General features: G+C 71.1%; 16 protein-coding genes. 1 reads left to right on the forward strand and 15 read right to left on the reverse strand.

Going from position 1 to position 16,031, the window contains the following annotated elements; genetic code table 11:
• Window positions 1–897, forward strand: a complete 897-nt coding sequence (locus tag ACF07B_RS10765) for an STM4011 family radical SAM protein (RefSeq protein ID WP_392178631.1) — start codon at window positions 1–3, stop codon at window positions 895–897.
• A 40-nt stretch (window positions 898–937) separates the two neighbouring features.
• On the opposite strand, the gene ACF07B_RS10770 is transcribed toward ACF07B_RS10765, so the two are convergent.
• The 15 genes from ACF07B_RS10770 to ACF07B_RS10840 form a co-directional block, all read right to left on the reverse strand.
• Entirely contained in the window at window positions 938–1,663 is a 726-nt protein-coding gene (locus ACF07B_RS10770) for a spermidine synthase (protein ID WP_392178632.1), read from the reverse strand.
• Window positions 1,664–1,821: 158 nt separating this feature from the next.
• Window positions 1,822–2,988 carry a hypothetical protein gene (locus tag ACF07B_RS10775; protein WP_392178633.1) on the reverse strand — a complete coding sequence of 389 codons (1,167 nt, stop codon included), beginning with the start codon at window positions 2,986–2,988 and terminating at the stop codon, window positions 1,822–1,824.
• A 357-nt stretch (window positions 2,989–3,345) separates the two neighbouring features.
• Window positions 3,346–4,089, reverse strand: a complete 744-nt coding sequence (locus tag ACF07B_RS10780) for a class I SAM-dependent methyltransferase (RefSeq protein ID WP_392178634.1) — start codon at window positions 4,087–4,089, stop codon at window positions 3,346–3,348.
• Window positions 4,090–4,231: 142 nt separating this feature from the next.
• Complete coding sequence (locus ACF07B_RS10785; protein ID WP_392178635.1) at window positions 4,232–5,236, reverse strand: patatin-like phospholipase family protein; 1,005 nt, start codon at window positions 5,234–5,236, stop codon at window positions 4,232–4,234.
• 233 nt (window positions 5,237–5,469) lie between these two features.
• Window positions 5,470–6,096, reverse strand: coding sequence for a TetR/AcrR family transcriptional regulator (locus tag ACF07B_RS10790; RefSeq protein WP_392178636.1), 627 nt, complete (start codon window positions 6,094–6,096; stop codon window positions 5,470–5,472).
• A 117-nt stretch (window positions 6,097–6,213) separates the two neighbouring features.
• Window positions 6,214–8,160, reverse strand: coding sequence for an FHA domain-containing protein (locus tag ACF07B_RS10795; protein ID WP_392178637.1), 1,947 nt, complete (start codon window positions 8,158–8,160; stop codon window positions 6,214–6,216).
• Between the two features lie 332 nt (window positions 8,161–8,492).
• Window positions 8,493–9,296: an SAM-dependent methyltransferase gene (locus ACF07B_RS10800; RefSeq protein ID WP_392178638.1), complete on the reverse strand. Its 804-nt coding sequence runs from the start codon at window positions 9,294–9,296 to the stop codon at window positions 8,493–8,495.
• 78 nt (window positions 9,297–9,374) lie between these two features.
• On the reverse strand, window positions 9,375–9,602 hold the full coding sequence (locus tag ACF07B_RS10805) for a DUF397 domain-containing protein (protein WP_392178639.1): 228 nt from the start codon (window positions 9,600–9,602) through the stop codon (window positions 9,375–9,377).
• A 599-nt stretch (window positions 9,603–10,201) separates the two neighbouring features.
• A complete protein-coding gene (locus ACF07B_RS10810; protein WP_392178760.1) occupies window positions 10,202–10,915 on the reverse strand; it encodes an alpha/beta hydrolase in 714 nt (237 codons plus the stop codon).
• A 5-nt stretch (window positions 10,916–10,920) separates the two neighbouring features.
• Window positions 10,921–12,234 (reverse strand): beta-ketoacyl-[acyl-carrier-protein] synthase family protein, encoded by a 1,314-nt coding sequence (locus tag ACF07B_RS10815; RefSeq protein ID WP_392178640.1) that lies wholly within the window; start codon window positions 12,232–12,234, stop codon window positions 10,921–10,923.
• Complete coding sequence (locus tag ACF07B_RS10820; RefSeq protein ID WP_392178641.1) at window positions 12,231–13,523, reverse strand: beta-ketoacyl synthase N-terminal-like domain-containing protein; 1,293 nt, start codon at window positions 13,521–13,523, stop codon at window positions 12,231–12,233. Before ACF07B_RS10820 ends, ACF07B_RS10815 begins: the two co-directional genes overlap by 4 nt.
• Complete coding sequence (locus ACF07B_RS10825) at window positions 13,513–14,319, reverse strand: SDR family NAD(P)-dependent oxidoreductase (RefSeq protein ID WP_369482769.1); 807 nt, start codon at window positions 14,317–14,319, stop codon at window positions 13,513–13,515. Before ACF07B_RS10825 ends, ACF07B_RS10820 begins: the two co-directional genes overlap by 11 nt.
• Window positions 14,319–14,789, reverse strand: a complete 471-nt coding sequence (locus ACF07B_RS10830) for a hypothetical protein (protein ID WP_384239558.1) — start codon at window positions 14,787–14,789, stop codon at window positions 14,319–14,321. The genes ACF07B_RS10825 and ACF07B_RS10830 overlap by 1 nt, the downstream gene beginning before the upstream one ends.
• Window positions 14,790–14,814: 25 nt before the next feature.
• On the reverse strand, window positions 14,815–15,582 hold the full coding sequence (locus ACF07B_RS10835; RefSeq protein ID WP_392178642.1) for a 3-oxoacyl-ACP reductase family protein: 768 nt from the start codon (window positions 15,580–15,582) through the stop codon (window positions 14,815–14,817).
• Entirely contained in the window at window positions 15,575–15,844 is a 270-nt protein-coding gene (locus ACF07B_RS10840; protein ID WP_392178643.1) for a phosphopantetheine-binding protein, read from the reverse strand. Before ACF07B_RS10840 ends, ACF07B_RS10835 begins: the two co-directional genes overlap by 8 nt.
• Between the last annotated feature and the right edge of the window lie 187 nt (window positions 15,845–16,031).

Genomic DNA, 16,031 nt, shown 5'->3' on the forward strand with positions numbered 1-16,031 from the left:
GTGGACCTGACGATCCTGTACCGCGGCCCGCTCGCCTCCTGCGACTACGACTGTCCGTACTGTCCGTTCGCGAAGCGACGCGACACCCCCGCACAGCTGCGGGCCGACCGCGCGGCGCTGGAACGGTTCACCGCGTGGGCGGGCGAGCAGCGCGAGGACCGGCTGTCGGTGCTGTTCACCCCGTGGGGCGAGGGACTGGTCCGCTCCTGGTACCGCCGCGCCCTCGTGGAACTGTCGCACCAGCCGCACATCAGCCGTGTGGCCATCCAGACGAACCTCAGTTGCCGCACCGACTGGCTGGAGGAAGCGGACCGGGAGACGGTGGCGTTGTGGTGCACCTACCACCCGGGACAGACGCCGCACGAACGGTTCGTCGCCAAGACCCGGCGGCTGGGCGAGCTGGGGGTGCGTTTCAGTGTCGGCGTCGTCGGTCTGCCCGAACACGCGGAACCCGCGCGCCGACTGCGCGCGGAACTCCCGGAGCACGTGTACCTGTGGGTGAACGCCGCCGAAGGACACACCTATACGGACGAGCAGGCGGCCGAGTGGACCGCGCTCGACCCGCTCTTCCCTTTCAGCCGCCACCCGCACCGGTCGGCCGGCCTGCCCTGCCGCACGGGCGAGTCCGTCATCTCGGTGGACGGCGACGGAAAGGTGAGCCGCTGCCACTTCGTCCGGACCGAACTGGGCCGCCTGTACGACGGCTCCTACCGTGCCGCGCTCGCCCCGCGCCCCTGCCCGCTGACCGTGTGCGACTGCCACATCGGCTACGTGCACCTGGAGACGCTGCCGTTGTACGACGTCTTCGCGGGCGGCGTCCTGGAACGCGTCCCGCGCGCGCTGCCGGACCAGGACCGGGTACTGCTTCCGGTGGTCCCCGGGACCGTTCCGCCCTGAGAGCCCCTCCCGGGGTGGCGGCCGTCCGGTCCGTGCGGTGTCAGCCGTCGCGCCTTCGGGCGACGTAGACGGTGTTGGCGGCCGTCCCGCCTTGCAGCGGATTGTCGAAGTCCACGACGTGCGCCGCGGTGTCCGTGAAGACCTCCGCGAGCACCGAGGCGAACTCCTGGTCCGGCGGGTCGTTCGACCACAGGGCGAAGACGCCGCCGGGTTGGAGCAGTTCGGCCAGGGCGGTCAGACCGGTCCGGGTGTAGAGGACGGCATGGTCGGGGTGCAGCACATGGCGCGGCGAGTGGTCGACGTCCAGGAGGATCGCGTGGAAACGGCGGCCGGGGGCGTCGGGGTCAAGGCCTCGCGGCTCGCCGGTGGTCATGGCGAAGAAGTCCCCACGCACCAGCCGGCACCGGGGGTCGGACGCCAGGCCCGCGCCCAGAGGCACGAGTCCGCGCCGGTGCCAGTCGATCACCTCGGCCAGGGTGTCGACGACGATGAGCGAGCGTACGCGCGGATCGTCCAGGGCCGTCCTGGCCGTGTACCCGAGGCCGAGCCCGCCCACCACGACGTCGAGCGGGGCCTCGGGCAGTTCCGCCAGACCTATCCGGGTCAGCTCGACCTCCCCCGTGGTGAAGAGGCTGGACATCAGGTACTCGTCGCCGAGCTTCACCTCGTACACGTCGTCGCCCGAGAGCGGATCCCTCCGGCGACGCAGGCTGATCTCGCCCATGGGCGTCGGCCGCCAGTCGATCTCCTCGAAACGCGCGCTCATCCGCTGCTCTCTTCCCCGGCACGAAACGGCACCGCACCGTCCGGCTCCGGCCCGATGCTCGGGACGATCTTCACACGGAGCGCCTGCGACGGGTGGTCAAACGGCCGTACAGCACCGGAACGAGTCCGTCCGAGCCGTCCATGAACGCCGCTGCTCCTCTACTCCTCGGAGCGGGGGCTGTCGGCGAGGGGCACGCCGGAATCGGCCGTCGACCCGGACGCCTCGCCCCGGTCGCGGCTCCCCACCAGCCGCAGTGTCACCAGGGCGGCCGTCCCCGCGGCGAGCCCGAAGGTGAGGGCCGCCGGGACACCCGCGTCGAGCTGGGTGATCAAGGACACCGGCCCGCGTACGGTGAACGCGTCGTCGAACGCGATGCGCACCACCCGGCCGGCCAACAGCGCCAGTACGGTCGCGCAGACCCCTCCGACGGCCATCGCCGGCACCGTGGTCCGGGTGAGCAGGCCGGGCAGCAGCCGCAGCACCCACCACACCACCGCCAGCACGATCGCGTCGGCGGCTCGGTACAGCAGCCAGTCTCCGAGCGGTGTGCCCGCGGGACTCGTCCAGCTGCCGAGCAGCAGCCACGCGCGCAGCAGTTCGCCCGGCTCGGACAGCAGTCCCCCGCCGTCGAACGAGGTCTGGATCCAGGCGGCCACCGACTGGTACGACAGGATCACCAGGGACACGGCGATCACCGCGGTTCCCACGCTCGCGGCCAGCCGGGCGGCGCGCGGTGGCACGCTCTGCCGGGGTGCCGGGGCGGCGCCCTTGGTGGTGGCCCACGCGACGAGCGCCGTGACAAGGGCGGTCGCCAGGCCCGCGAGCAGCGTGACCGGTCCGCTCGACACGACCACCGACGCCAGTCGCGGCAGCACCCGGAAGCTGCCATGCCCATAGGACGCGATCAGCCACGGCGCGGAGACGGTGACGGCGAGCATTCCCGCCATCGGGGCCCAGGCCCACAGCCCGAGCACCGTGGCCAGGGTCCGGCCCCGCGTCGGCGGGATCCTGCGGACCAGGATCAGCGCGCCGGCGAGGAAGAACGCGAAGACCGACGCGAATCTGATCTGCATGGCGGTGGTGTACAGGTCGGCGTACTCGGATCCTCCGCTCGGCGCCGTTCCCCCGCCCGCGGCAGGGTCCGCGAAACCGTCGTACGACCAGGGTGCCAGCCACAGCCGGAGCTCGCTCATGGACTGGGCGTCGAACACCCGGTTGGCTCCCCGCAGTTGCAGTGCCTGGGCGCTGGCTCCCGCCCACCACAGCAACACCGTGAAGAGCAGACTTCCGACCAGTGCCGGTATCACCGCGCGCCGATACGTCATGTGCGTTCCCCCGCCTCTTCCCTGCCCGCGTCAATGTCCGAACCAGCGGCAGAATAGAGGGTGTTGATCGCCGACCGGCAACGCGCCGGGCCGTTCGACGGTCTCGCCCCTGTGCGGCCGGGACATGGACGTGGGCCACGCATAAAAAGACCCTGTCCCGTACGGCACGGGACAGGGTCTTCATGGAGCGCCGGGCAGGCCTTGCACCTGCATTTCCCCGCAGGAAGCGGGGCGTCTTTCCTTGGACCACCGACGCATCGCGAACCGGCATGACGTCCGCCGATCAGCTCAAGATCAATCGTAGCTCATGTACGTCCGCCAGGGCAGCGGCAGAGACAAGTCAGTGGCCCGCGAAGGTCAGACATCCGCCACCAGGAGTCGATAGCCGACGTCGATGGTGTCGAGCGCGAGGAGATCGGCTTGGCTCCGGTGCCAGTGGCCGGTCGCGAGGTCGTCGGTGAGCGCCGCCAGGCCCGGAGCGAGGGCGTCCTGTCCGGTCTGGGCGAACATGGAGATTCCCGCGCGCACTTGGGGGTCCAGGTAGGCGTGGGGGCGGCGCCAGTACGCCGCGCCGAACCCGTCCGTGCAGTCGTGCGGGACATGAACGGGCTCCTGATGTGCCCCGCCGAGCAGGGTGGCCAGCCGGTCGATCGGGACGGCCCGGGTGTCGTCGAAGGCCGCGGCCTGCGGAAGGTACTCGCGTACGAGCCAGAACTTCTCGCGGAAGATCTCCTGGTCCCAGGTCAGGATGACGATACGGCGGCGCGCGACCCGGCGGAGTTCGGCGATCCCCGCGGCGAGATCGGTCCAGTGGTGGACGGTCAGCAGCGCCATGACGGCGTCGGCTGCGTTGTCGCGCAGCGGAAGACGTTCGGCGACCGCGCACACGGCGGGCGCGGATCTTCGCGGGCGCTGGGCGATCATGATCTGGCTGGGCTCGACGGCGAGAACCGTCTGCTCCGGCTCGTAGGAACCGGTGCCCGCTCCCACGTTGATCACCGTCCTGGCGTCCCCGAGCGCGGCATGCACCTGCGTGGCGATCCGCGGATCCGGCTGCCGGGTCCGGCCGTACGTCGCGCCGAGCGTGTCATAGATGGCCATGCCCCTCAGTATGCGAAAAGGCCGGCCTCACCGGGCAGTTCCCCGACCTCCCGAGGGCCGGCGACCGCCGGGCTCTCCGCGGAGGGGGCCAGGTTCCTGCCCCAACGCCCCACTACAGGCCGTACGAAGTGGGCTTCGCGCGTCAGCCGCCGGCCCCCGGACGTTGACCGGTGCCGTACAGGTGGCCGTAGGTGTCGTGCACGGCGGCGCGTCCGGCTTCCAGCGCGGTTTCGAGGAGGTCACCCTCGCGCGCCAGACGACCGACGGCCGGAGACTCCGGGGCGGGGCGGATCGAGACGACGGCCGCGTGGTCGGTCAGGCGGGCGTCGTCCTCGGCCAGGCGCGTCTCGCGGTCGAGGAACACCTGCCGCAGGGCCGCGGGCTCGCGCCGCAGGACCGTCTTCGCGATGAGCGAGGCGGAGCGTGACGGCCGCGCGACGTCGGTCGCACGCCGCGACCGCAGCACCATGACGTGGGTCGCCCCCTGAGCCAGCGCGGTTCGGTAGGGCACGGATTCGGAGACGCCCGCGTCGTAGAAGCGGCGTCCGCGCATCGTCACCGGTTCTCCCGCGAGGAGCGGCAGGGAGGCACTCGCCCGCAGCGCGAGGCGCAGTTCCGCGGCGTCGCCTATGAAGGGCCGCAGGTCGGTCGATTCCCCGGTCTCGGCGTCGGTGGCGAGCGGGTGGTACTCGATGTCGCTCGCGAGGATCGAGGCGAAGTCCATCGGCGCGCAGTCCTGGTCGCCGTAGCGGTAGAGCACCTCGTAGAAGGCGTGCAGGTCCACGAGCGGTCTGCCGCGCAGCGGGTTCGAACGCCGGATGAGCGTCCGGGCGTACTTGGGGACCGCCCAGAAGCGCAGCGACTCCGGACTCGAACTCAGCAGCCACGCGGCGGAGGCGGCACCGGCGGAGGCGCCGTAGACGGCGTCGAAGCTGTTGGTCAGTCCGAGTTCGTGGAGGGCCATGGCCATCCCGCCGGCGATGATGCCGCGCATCCCGCCGCCCTCGATGGCCAGAGCGACACGGTGCCCGTCGGCGCGCGCGCCCGGGCGGCTGCCGGTTCGCGCCCGCTCGGTGAGCACGCCCCAGACCGGGTGCGGCTCCTCGGGCTCGGACGGGGCGGCAGAGGTCGTGGCGGTCGTCGTCATCGCGGTCAGGGCTCCAGGGGGACAGCTCGGGGGTGGCAGCACCGGCCGCCCGGACCCTCACTTTACCAGTCAACAGCCACTCACTAGCCGATGGCTAGCCAAACGGAAACGCCTCCACCGCCCGGCAGCGGATGGCCGTGTGGGGCTCCACGTCGGTGCCGTCGCCGAGGGGAGTCCGGTTCCGGTGGCGGCCGCCGTCCCTCGCTCGTCCGCCCGCCGCCGCGGGCGCCGCCTCACGCCTCGCCGGGCTCCGCGGACCCTTCGGGCCCCGCGTCCGAGGTCCCCGGCACGGCGAGGAGGCCTCGGACGGTCAGGAGCAGGGTGGCCCTCAGGTCGTCGTCCGGGAGATCGGAGAGTTCACCGAGACCCTCCAGCATCCACACGCACATCACGTAGGCCATGCGCTCAGCGGGCGTGGGCGAGCCGCCGAACAGCACCCGCAGAATGCGCCGCCTGCGCCCGTCGTTCTCGGCGTAGACGCTGGCGGCCCGGATCTCGGGATCGTGCAGGAGCATGGTTCCGAGTTCGCGGTTCCGCACCAGGAAGTCGACCCAGCCGACCGCGTACGCGTCCAGCCGCTCCTGCCGTGACGCCATGCCAGCCAACTCGTCCAGGAGCACGGTCATTTCCTCCACCGCCGGATCGAGCGAGGCTTGGAGGATCTGCGCCTTGGTCCGGAAGTGGTAGTAGACCGCCGCCTTGGTGAGGCCCATCTCGTCCGCGATGGCCTGCAACGAGGTCGCTTGGTAGCCGCGGCCGGCGAAGAGTCCCTTGGCCGTCTCGACGATCTGCTGTCTCGTCGCCGCGGCCTGGGCGGATCGGCCGACCACCGGGGCGCCCGGCTCTCGCTCGCTGGGCACGCTCGTTCGCTCCCGCATGGGTCTTGCCCTCAAGCCGCTGGTGAGAAGGGACTGAGCGCTCACTTTACCTTCACCGTCCGCCGGCCGGTGAGCGGCCGGTGGTCCGGACGCCGGTCGTCAGCCGGCGGCCACGGCCGGATCGGAGGCCATTGCCGGATCGGAGGGGGCGGCCGGATCGAGCGCCTCGACGGCCGCCGCCGCGGCGGCGGAGTCCGGGCCGTAGAAGATGTCGATGTCGACCTCCTCGCCGCCCATGGTGAGGGTGTCCCAGGCGCCGCTGAGGACCAGCATGCGGAGCGTCCTGTCCTCCAGGGTCCCCAGCCGTTCCAGGATCGCCTCGTCGTCCGGCATGCCGGTCATGCGCTTCGCCAGCCGGGAACGGATGCCCCGCAGCCGCTCCAGCAGCGTCGCGGTGTCGGCCTCGCGATCCGGATCCTCGGCGATCCCATCGATGCCGTGCGCGATGATGTCCTTGATGGCCCAGGTGGCCCCCTCGTCGTCCGTGGTCACCATCGCCTTCCAGGCGCGGCTCTTGTGGCGGTACTGGAGCATCGACATGGCGGCCTCGTGGCGCAGGAAGTCCGCGTCCCGGAAAGGCTTGCCGTTCCACGCGCCGTTGAGGGACCGTGCGAGCGAGACGGCCGAGGCCAGGCCGCTGTTGAGTCCCCGGCCCGGCCAGAAGTGGATGGCGTTGGCGGCGTCACCCAGCAGGAAGCCGTACGTGCCGGTGGAGTTGGCCGTGGGCGGCAGCAACTCGGCGGTGAAGCGGGGGCGTTGCACCATGCTGAGACGGAACGAGGTGACGGCCCTCAGGTCACCGGGCTCGACACCGAACAGCCGCAGCCCCTCACCCACCCGCTTCCACAGGGCGGAGCCCTTGATGAGGGCCGGCAGGAACAGCGTGCTGTGCGTGGAGCACCGGAAGTCGCCGTGCTCGTCGCGCCCCATCAGACAGGGCCGCGAGGCGATGCACTCCTCGAAGACGCGGCGGACCGGATCGATGCCGACGACCTCCGCGGCCTCCGCGTCCGTCAGGCGCATGTTGAGGAAGCCCTCACCGCGCAGGGAGTTGAGAAGGAAGCGGTTCTGCCCGACGGTCAGCAGAACGGCCATGGGGTCGGCCAGACCCGACTTCACCCGCAGACCGAGGACCACGTCCTGAAGATGACGGTCGTTCAGCGAGTAGATGGACTCGTCCGCTTTGCCGAACTTGGCGGCGAAGTGCTCGCGCGTGTGCGACCGCCCGCCGTCACAGATCGCCAGTACGTGCTGGGTGGCCAGCGCCTCCTGCCGCTCATCGACGCCGAACCGGGCCGGAACGAGCTGGATGCGGCCCCGCTTCTCGTTCGCCACCTCGAGGAGCCGGTCCTCGATGTAGGCGATGCGCATGTTGCGCGGATGGTGATCGCCGATGGAGTCGGGGCCCGACGGCCACATCTCGGTGTAGCTGTCCGGGTCGAAGAGCCGGGCCTGCACCTCGTCGGGCAGGCTGAGGTACTGGCGGCTCTGTACGGTCACCACCTGCTGGCGCCGCACGTTGCCCTGGCTCGCGTCCTTCCAGACGATCTTGCGACCCTGCTTGCGCCAACGGCCGTCATAGATGGTGATGTTCACCTGGGCGCCGAGGAAGTGCTCCAGCAGCAACGCGAGCGACAGGCCGACGGGACCGCCGCCGGCGATGGTGACCCGCAGCACCGGCCCACGCTCGACCTCCTCGTCACCGCGGGTCAGTGACCTGGGCAGGGAGAGCGCCATGATCGTCTCCATGGCGTCCGCGACCTCGAAGCGGAACTCCTGGTCACCGATGGTGATGTCGTCCCCGGGTGCGAGGAGCCGGGAGTCGATCTCCTCGCCGTTGACCAGCGTGCCGTTGCTGCTGCCGCAGTCACGCAGGACGTAGCCCTGGGTGTCGTCGAGGACGATCTCCGCGTGGAAGCGCGAGACGCTCAGACTGGAGACGACGACGGTGTTCTCGGGGTTGCGTCCGAACGTGACCCGGGTGCCGATCACCGGTATCCGTTCTCCGGCCAGTAATCCTTCTCGTCCGACAAGCACCGGCGCCACTGGACTTCCTCCCAGGTTGACGACATTGCCGCTGTCGCGGTGCCTCCGTGCCCACGTCTGGCGGACGTGACCGGGCGGCGTGCCCACGGGCAGGGCGGGGCGACATTCACTCGACGTACGGGAACGGTGAACGGTTCAGTGCGAGAACGGCGTAGAGCCGCTTGACCGGTACGGATGCCCCATCATGCCCGATTCCGAAGCCTTTCGGGAGAGGCTGTCAGGCGTCGGCGGAACGGACCGCGCCAGGCCGCCCCGGCCGCGGCAGACGTGTTCGGCCTCTCCCTGTCTGCCGCGGGCCCGGTCACCCCCGGCTCAGGGGTCGGACGTTGCCCCTAGGCCTTGCGGGCGACGCCCACGTACAGCGGGATCCGATCGCCCCCGGTGTGCACGCGCTCTCCCTCGGGATTCCACTCGGCGGCGAGCTGGATGCCGGGGTCGAGAAGCTCAAGTCCGGTGAAGAATCTGGCGAATTCAGCGCGTGATCGGACCTGAGCCGTTGTTCCCCCCTTGCGATAGACCTCCACGACCCGCTCCCACGCCTCGGGGTCGAAGTCCCCGGTCGCGTGGGACAGGGCCACGTAGCTTCCGGGAGCGAGGGATCCGAGGAGTTCCGTCACGATGCCGTACGGGTCGTCCTCGTCCCCCACCAGGTGCAGGAGGGCCATCATGGACAGGGCGACCGGCTGATCGAAGTCGAGGGTCTCCCGTGCCGCCGCCAGGATCTTCTGCGGTTCCTGCGCATCCGCCTGGATGTAGGCGGTGCGTCCCTGCGGGTCGCTGTGCAGCAGCGCCTCCGCGTGCCGGAGGACGATGGGGTCGTTGTCGGCGTACACCACGCGCGCGGCGGGCGTGACGGCCTGGACGATCTGGTGAAGGTTCGGCGCGGTGGGAATTCCGGTGCCGATGTCCAGGAACTGGCGGATGCCCCGCCGTGCCAGCAGACGGGCGGCACGATGCATGAAGTCCCGGTTGGTCCGCGCCATCTCCTTGACCGCGGGGAAGAAGGAGATGACCTGCTCGGCAGCCTCCCAGTCGACGGGATAGTTGTCCTTGCCGTCCAGAAAGTAGTCGTACATGCGCGCCGACTGGGGTTTGCTGGTGTCGATCGCGTCCGCGCCTGTTCCTGCGTCTGTCACTTCGGTCCTCCGCCCGTACGGGCGTGATCGTAGGGATTGATCGGGTGGTGGCCGGAACTGCCGTCAGGCGGACCCGTGTCAGGCGACGAGGAAGTCCGCTCGTCCCTCCTTGGCACCGCCCACGAACTCGGCGATGACCGACGAGGCACAGATGAGGGCGGGGCCGTGCGGGTCCGTCGCCTGCCTGACCGCCACGATGCCGCCGCCGAGCTTCTTGATCTCGACGCAACCGCCGTCGCTGGCGCTCCAGGGTTTGCTCCACCCATGGGGTCCCAGTTCCTCGGCGGCGTTCACGGCGTGCTTCATCGCTTTTGTCTCCTTGCGGACGTCCACCAGGAACTCCCCGGTACGTCGTGTGGGTATGGCTTGGGCGGTCGTCCGGCCGGACACCGCGCGGTACAGGCGGACTTCGTCGCGGTGCGACGCGACTCCGATCCGCACAGGGCCACGCGCGCTCGGCCCTCGCCGTACCGGCGCAGGCGAGGCCGGTGACGCCGACGGTGTCCGGACAGCAGGGGGTGGCAGGCGGGAGAGGGACCCGGACCTTCTCGGGTGCGGCCGGGCAACGCGGGCCCGACTCACCTGTAAGACGCGGAGGTTCGGCCGTTCATCCGGCACGGACGGCACAGTCGTACGCCCGGCACCGCATCGCGAGCGGTCGGAGCAGACCGCGGTGCGCTCACGTCTCACGCCTCATCGACCCCCTGGACGCCGAGCAGTCTGCCATGACCTTCCCCCTCACGGACAGGTCTGGCGATCCCCGCGCCACCGCACTCCCATGCGAACTCCCGTCCCTGTCCCGGACGTTGTCGGCTCGGGTGATGTCGTCACCGGCGCCGTTCCGCGCGCGTCAGGTCGGGCCCCGGACGTCCGGGCGGTGCGAGGGTGCGCGCCTGGGGCCCCGGTCAGCGGGCGCGTGCCGCCGGTCCCGCCCCGGGGACCCTCGGCACGTGGACGTCCAGGACGTCGCTCAGGTAGACGGGAAGCGATGCCCGTACTCCGGCGAACGGTTCGTGTCCGCCGGGATAGCGCTGCCAGGTCACCGGGTGTCCCCAGCCGGTGAGCAGGTCCCTCAGCCCGGCTCCGCTGCGTTCGGGGACGACCCAGTCCCGTGCCCCGTGGCCGATCCAGACCGGCAGAGCGCTGTTGGCGGGCGACGGACGGCCGGTGGGCAGCAGTGCGGGCAGATCGGGGGGCATGAAGGGCGCGTAGAGTGCCACGCCCGCCAGTCGTCGGGGGTAGGTGAGGGCCATGGTCAGGGCGACCGTGGCGCCCTGGGAGAAACCCGCGAGCACGATCCGCCCGGCATCGATCCGTTCGGCCTCCGCCTCCAGCAGCTTCGCGAGCGGCCGGTGCGCGGCGAGCAGGCCCTCGACGTCGAGCCGGTCGAGCGCGAGGAGGTTCTGCGGGAACCAGCACGGCACCGCCAGCCCGCTCAGCAGGCTGGGCGCCGCGACGGGCGCGCGCGGGAACACCCCGCGCACTCCCGCCTCGGCGAGCCGGAACCGCTGGGTCACGGCCATCAGGTCGCCCGGTGCCTGGCCGATGCCGTGCAGCCACACGACGGTGCCGCGGTGCGGTCGGGTGGGGTCGCTCGTCTCGTACTCCAGCCCATCCATCGTGCTCACACCGGCTGGGGTGCCGGCCGGGGCGTGGCCGGTCGGCGGAAGAGCATCGACGCGTACTGACCGCCGAAACCGAAGGAGTTCTTCAGCACGGTCGCGACCGGTCGCCGTACCGGGGTGAGGGAGGTGCGCACGGCACAGGCGGGGTCGGGCTCGGTGGAGGTCGCGACGGGCGGGATGATCCCCCGGCACATCGTGAGAGCCGCCGCCGCGGTCTCCACCACGCCGGAGGCCGCGGAGCCGTGCCCGGTCAGTGACTTGACGGCGCTGACGTCGAGATCGGCCGTCCGTTCGCCGAAGAGCCGGTGCAGCGCCCGGGCTTCGGTGACGTCGTTGAGGCGGGTGGAGGTGCCGTGGGCGTTGATGGCGTCCACGTCGTCCGGGTGCGCGCCGGCCTGTTCGAGGGCGGTCCGCATGACCCGTTCGATCATGTCCACGCTGGGAGCGGTCATGTGGCGGGTGTCCACCGCGAGCCCCCAGCCACGGATGACCGCGTACGGCTCGGTCATCCCGCGCCGGGCGGCGTGCCCGGCCGTCTCCAGGACGAGCGCGCCCGCCGACTCGTTGATGACCATGCCCGTGCGGCGCCTGTCGAAGGGCATGGAGGCCAGGGCGGGGTCGCCCTTCCAGCGCGAGAGGGCCATGAGCTGGCCGTACTGGGAGAGTACGTACGGTGTGTTGCGGGAGACGGCCGCCGACACCACCGCGTACCGCGCGCGTCCCGAGCGGAGGAGCCGGGCGGCTTCGGCGATGGCGCGCAGGCCGCCGGAGCACGTGGCTTCCAGTCGTACGGGGATGACGGCCGTCCCGAGGCGGTCGGCGATCTCGGTCGGATACGCCGACAAGTCCCGTGTCTCGGGCGGGAGATGCCTGGCGCGCAGGGATTCGAGGACGGCCGCGGGTTCGTTGCCGATCCGGTCGTAGCGTTCGGCGAGGTCTTCCATGTGGGTGACGTAGTCCTGCGGGAACGAGCCGGTGGGGCCCGGCCACACGCGCGCGTAGACCAGTGCCGCCGGCCCCTCCCGCGGGGGCAGTTCGCCGAGGCGGGCGTCGGCGAGCGCCTGGTCCACCGAGGCGAGCATGAGGGAGTCGCCCCAGGACCTGTCGGGTGCGCCGTGCTCGGCGGCGACCTTGGCCTTGACGTCCTCGGGGATCAGCCCCGCCGTCCAGCCGCAGGGCAGTCCGCTGGTGTCCATCCGCTCTTCCCTGACCACTCCGGAGCGGCCTTCGAGGTTGGCCGACCAGAACGTCTCGACGTCCCCGCCGATGGGGGTGATCACTCCCATGCCGGTGATGACGATGGCGTCGCTCATGTCCGTGCCTTCCCGTCGTCGGCCGAGGTCCCGTGCGTCGATGCGATGACGAGGGCTCCCGCCGCCGTCGAGTGCTGTCCCTGGTTGAAGGCCGTGATCAGCGCTGTCGGCGCCGGCCCCAGGAGGCGGGTCTCCCCCATGACCGGATCGAGACCCCCGAGTCCGGGGTCGGGGCGGCGCAGCAGGCCCACGGGGGGTAGTGCTCCGCGGCCGAGGCTCTCCACGGCCAGTGCGGTGTCGATGAGCGCCGAGCATTCGAAGGCGTTGCCGATGGTGCCCTTCGAGCCGGTGACGGGCAGGCTGCCCGCGCGGGGCAGTACCGCCCGGGTCTCCACGCGGTCGAGACGGATGGAGCCCGCGCCGTGTGCCCACCAGACGGTGGGTGTGGTGTCCGCGTCGGCGAGCAGGGCGTCGACGACGCGTTCGGCGGAGGCCGTGACGTCGGCGGCGACCAGCACCTCGCAGCCGGCGAGCCGGGCGCGGGCCGTGCCGCGCGCGGCGTCGGCACGCTCCAGGAGGACGGCGGCGGCACCCTGGCCGAGCAGGGTCCCCGACCTGTCGGCGTCGAAGGGTCCGGCGCCGGCCGTGGCGCGGGTGCCGAGGGGCTCGTCCTGGTCGAAGGCGGCCATCGCGGTGGTCGTCAGCGGCGCTCCGACGCCCACGACGAGCACCCGGTCGAGTTCGCCGCTCTCCAGCAGCCGTACGGCCAGGGCGAGTGCGCCGGTGCCGCCGGCCGCCGACTCGCCGTAGACCGCGACGTTGGAGCCCCGGAATCCGCTGGCCATCGAGACGAACTGGCCCAGCTGCGAGGGGATGCCGCGTATGTAGGAGTAGTCGGGAACCTCGTCGTGGAGGAATTTCGCGAGAGGCCTGGGGTCGTCGCGGAAGCGGGAGGCGAGTCGCGGGATGACGTCGCTCAGTTCGTCGCTGCTGCTGCCCACCGCCATCACGGTGCCGCCGCGCACGTCCTCCGTGTCACCGGTGATCCCGGCCTGCGCCAGGGCCTGACCCGCGACGGCGACGGCCCAACGGGCCGACTGGTTGGCGTACTTGCCGGCATCGGCCCAGTCGCGGCCGGCGGGCCAGGTGATCTCCGTGGTGTCGACGGAGGCGGACGGCCACGGGAGGGCGGGGGCGGGCCCGTCGTGGCCGCCGGTGTCGAAGAAGGTCTTGCCCGCAGCCATGGCCTCCCACAGCCGGCCCGTACCGACGCCCGCCGGGGAGATCACGCCGATACCGGTGACCACGACGTCGGGACGGTCCTGCCGTCCGGGGCGTTCACTCGGCACGCCGGCCTCCGCCGCTGATGCCGCCCCACAGGCGGTATCCACCGTCCACCGTGATCGTCTGTCCGGCGATCCAGGACGCCTCTTCCAGGCAGAGCAGGGCGACCACGTCCGCGCTGTTCTCCGGCGTGGTCATGCGGTCACCCGGCCACGGGGAGACGGACAGTTCCTTGGTGACGCCGTGGGCGAAGTCGGGGCGGACCTTGAAGACCCCGGTCTGGACGAGTCCGGGACGCACGCAGTTGGCGACGATGCCGTAGGGCGCCAGCTCGTAGGAGAGGTAGTCGGTCAGCGCCTCGAGTCCCGCCTTGGCCGCGGCGAACAGTCCGGCGCGCGGGATGATGCGCGTGGTCGTGGAGTTGGTGATCGTGATGAACCGGGCTCCCTCGCGCTCACGCATCAGCGGAAGCGCGTGCTTGGCGAGCAGCCAGGTGGCCCGGGCGTTGGTGTCCTGCACGAACTGCCAGTCGCCCAGCGAGGCTTCCGCGAGCCGGGCGAACTTGGTGGCGGCCGCGTTCTGGACGAGGATGTGGAGGTCCTGGTGGATCTCGCCGATCTCCGCGATCAGGTTCTCGATCTCGGCGGGCTCGCTCAGATCAGCGCGGTGCAGGGTCACTTCCGTACCCTGCTCGCCGAGTTCTTCGGCGAGTTCCTTGGCCGGGCCCTCCCGGTCGACGTAGTTGACGGCCAGGGTCGCTCCCCAGGCCGCGAGTTTGCGGGTGATGCCCGCGCCGATCCCGCGCGAGCCACCGGTCACCAGGGCCACCCGCCCCTTGAGGGGCTGATACCGACTGTCCATCACTGAACCCTTTCTGTCGGGGTCGGCCGCGCGGCGTGCCGCAGCAGGACGACGCCCATGCGTCCGATGGCGTACGTGCGGTCGTTCTCGTCGAACACCCGGCGGGTGGTCTCGACCAGGCCGATCCGGTCGTCGATCTCCTCCGCCCGGTCGGTGGCGGTGGTGAACCAGAACGGGGTGTCGGGGTACAGCGGCCTGACGAAGTCCCAGCTCAGCCTCCGCATCCCGACGATGGCGGCCGGGGAGCCGTGCTGGACCACCCAGCCCGAGGTGATGGAGTGGATGAAGCCTCCGGGCACGATGCGGCGCCGGCGGTCCGTGCCCCGGGCGAAGTCGTCGCTGTCGTGCACCGGGTGCTTCTCCCCCATCAGGTCGAGGAGTTGGTCAAGGAGCGCGCCGCCGAACACCACGGGGCCGAACCGGCGCACCGGTGCGTGCGCCAGGTCCTCCCAGTACTTCACCGTCCCCATGACTGTTCCTCCGTTCGCCGCCGGTTCACCGGGATCGCCGGCCCGGGCCGCGCATGACCATGCGGCCGCCGTCCACGGTGAACGTCTGGCCCTGGATGTAGTCCGCCTCGTCACGGGCGAGGAAGGCGACGAGTCCGCTGATGTCCTCGGGCAGCCCCCAGCGGGTGCCGTCGCCGTCCGGGCCGAGCTGGTCGGCGACGGCCGCGGTCATCTCGGTGCGGACCTTGCCGGGCGCCACGCAGTTGACCCGGATGCCTTTGCGTCCGACCTCCACGGCCAGGGCGCGGGTGAGGGCTTCGAGGCCGCCCTTGGAGGCCGCGTAGGCGCTCTGACCCGGTCCCGGGGTGCGCGCCGAGTTGGAGGAGATGTTGATGATCCGGCCCCAGCCCTGGTCCAGCATCGCCGGCAGAACCGCCCTGCTGGTGAGGAAGGGGCCGGTGAGATTGGTCCGCAGGACGTTCTCCCAGCGGTCGGTGCGGGTCACCGCGAGGAGCTGGTCGTCGATCACGGCCGCGTTGTTGACCAGCACGTGCAGTGCGCCCTCCTGAGCGGTCACCCGCTCGACCAGGTCCTCGACGTCGGCCTCCTCGCCGATGTCCGCCTGGTGCAGGACCGCGCGGCCGCCCGCGGCCTCGATCTCCTTCACCACACGGCGTCCGGCGTCCACGGCACTGCGGCAGACGAGGTGCACGGTGTGTCCGTCGGCGGCGAGGCGGTACGAAACGGCGGCGCCGATCCCCCGTGAACCACCCGTGACGAGGGCGACGCGGGCGTCCGCGGCCGGCTCAGGCACGATCGCCGGCGGCCACGACGGCCACGATCGAGGCGATGCTGTGGTGGTGCTCGTCGGCTTCGGCGTTCCACTGGTCGAGGTCGAACTCGACGCCGAAGTGGCGGTTGATGCGACGGGCGAGCTGGAGCAGGTCCAGCGAGTCGAGGCCCAGGTCCTCGACCACGGAGTGTCCGGGCTCGATCGCCTGATCGGCTGTGCCGGGCTTGATCTCCTTGAGCAGCTCGATGATTTCGGCCTGGGCAGCATGGGACACGGTGGTCATCGCATTCCTCCACAGAGGTGACAGGGGCAGGACCGGCCGGCACGTCCGGCCGGGCAAATCCATGTCAGCAGAGCGGCGAATGGGCCAGCAAGGCCGTTATGCAGCAGGATTCGGGACACCCACTGGGCCGCTCAGCCGGTGCTCACGCAAAAGCCCACGTGGATGCACGGATCCCATCACTCCACTT

The organism is Streptomyces sp. NPDC015532 (assembly GCF_043078065.1).
Classification (GTDB): domain Bacteria; phylum Actinomycetota; class Actinomycetes; order Streptomycetales; family Streptomycetaceae; genus Streptomyces.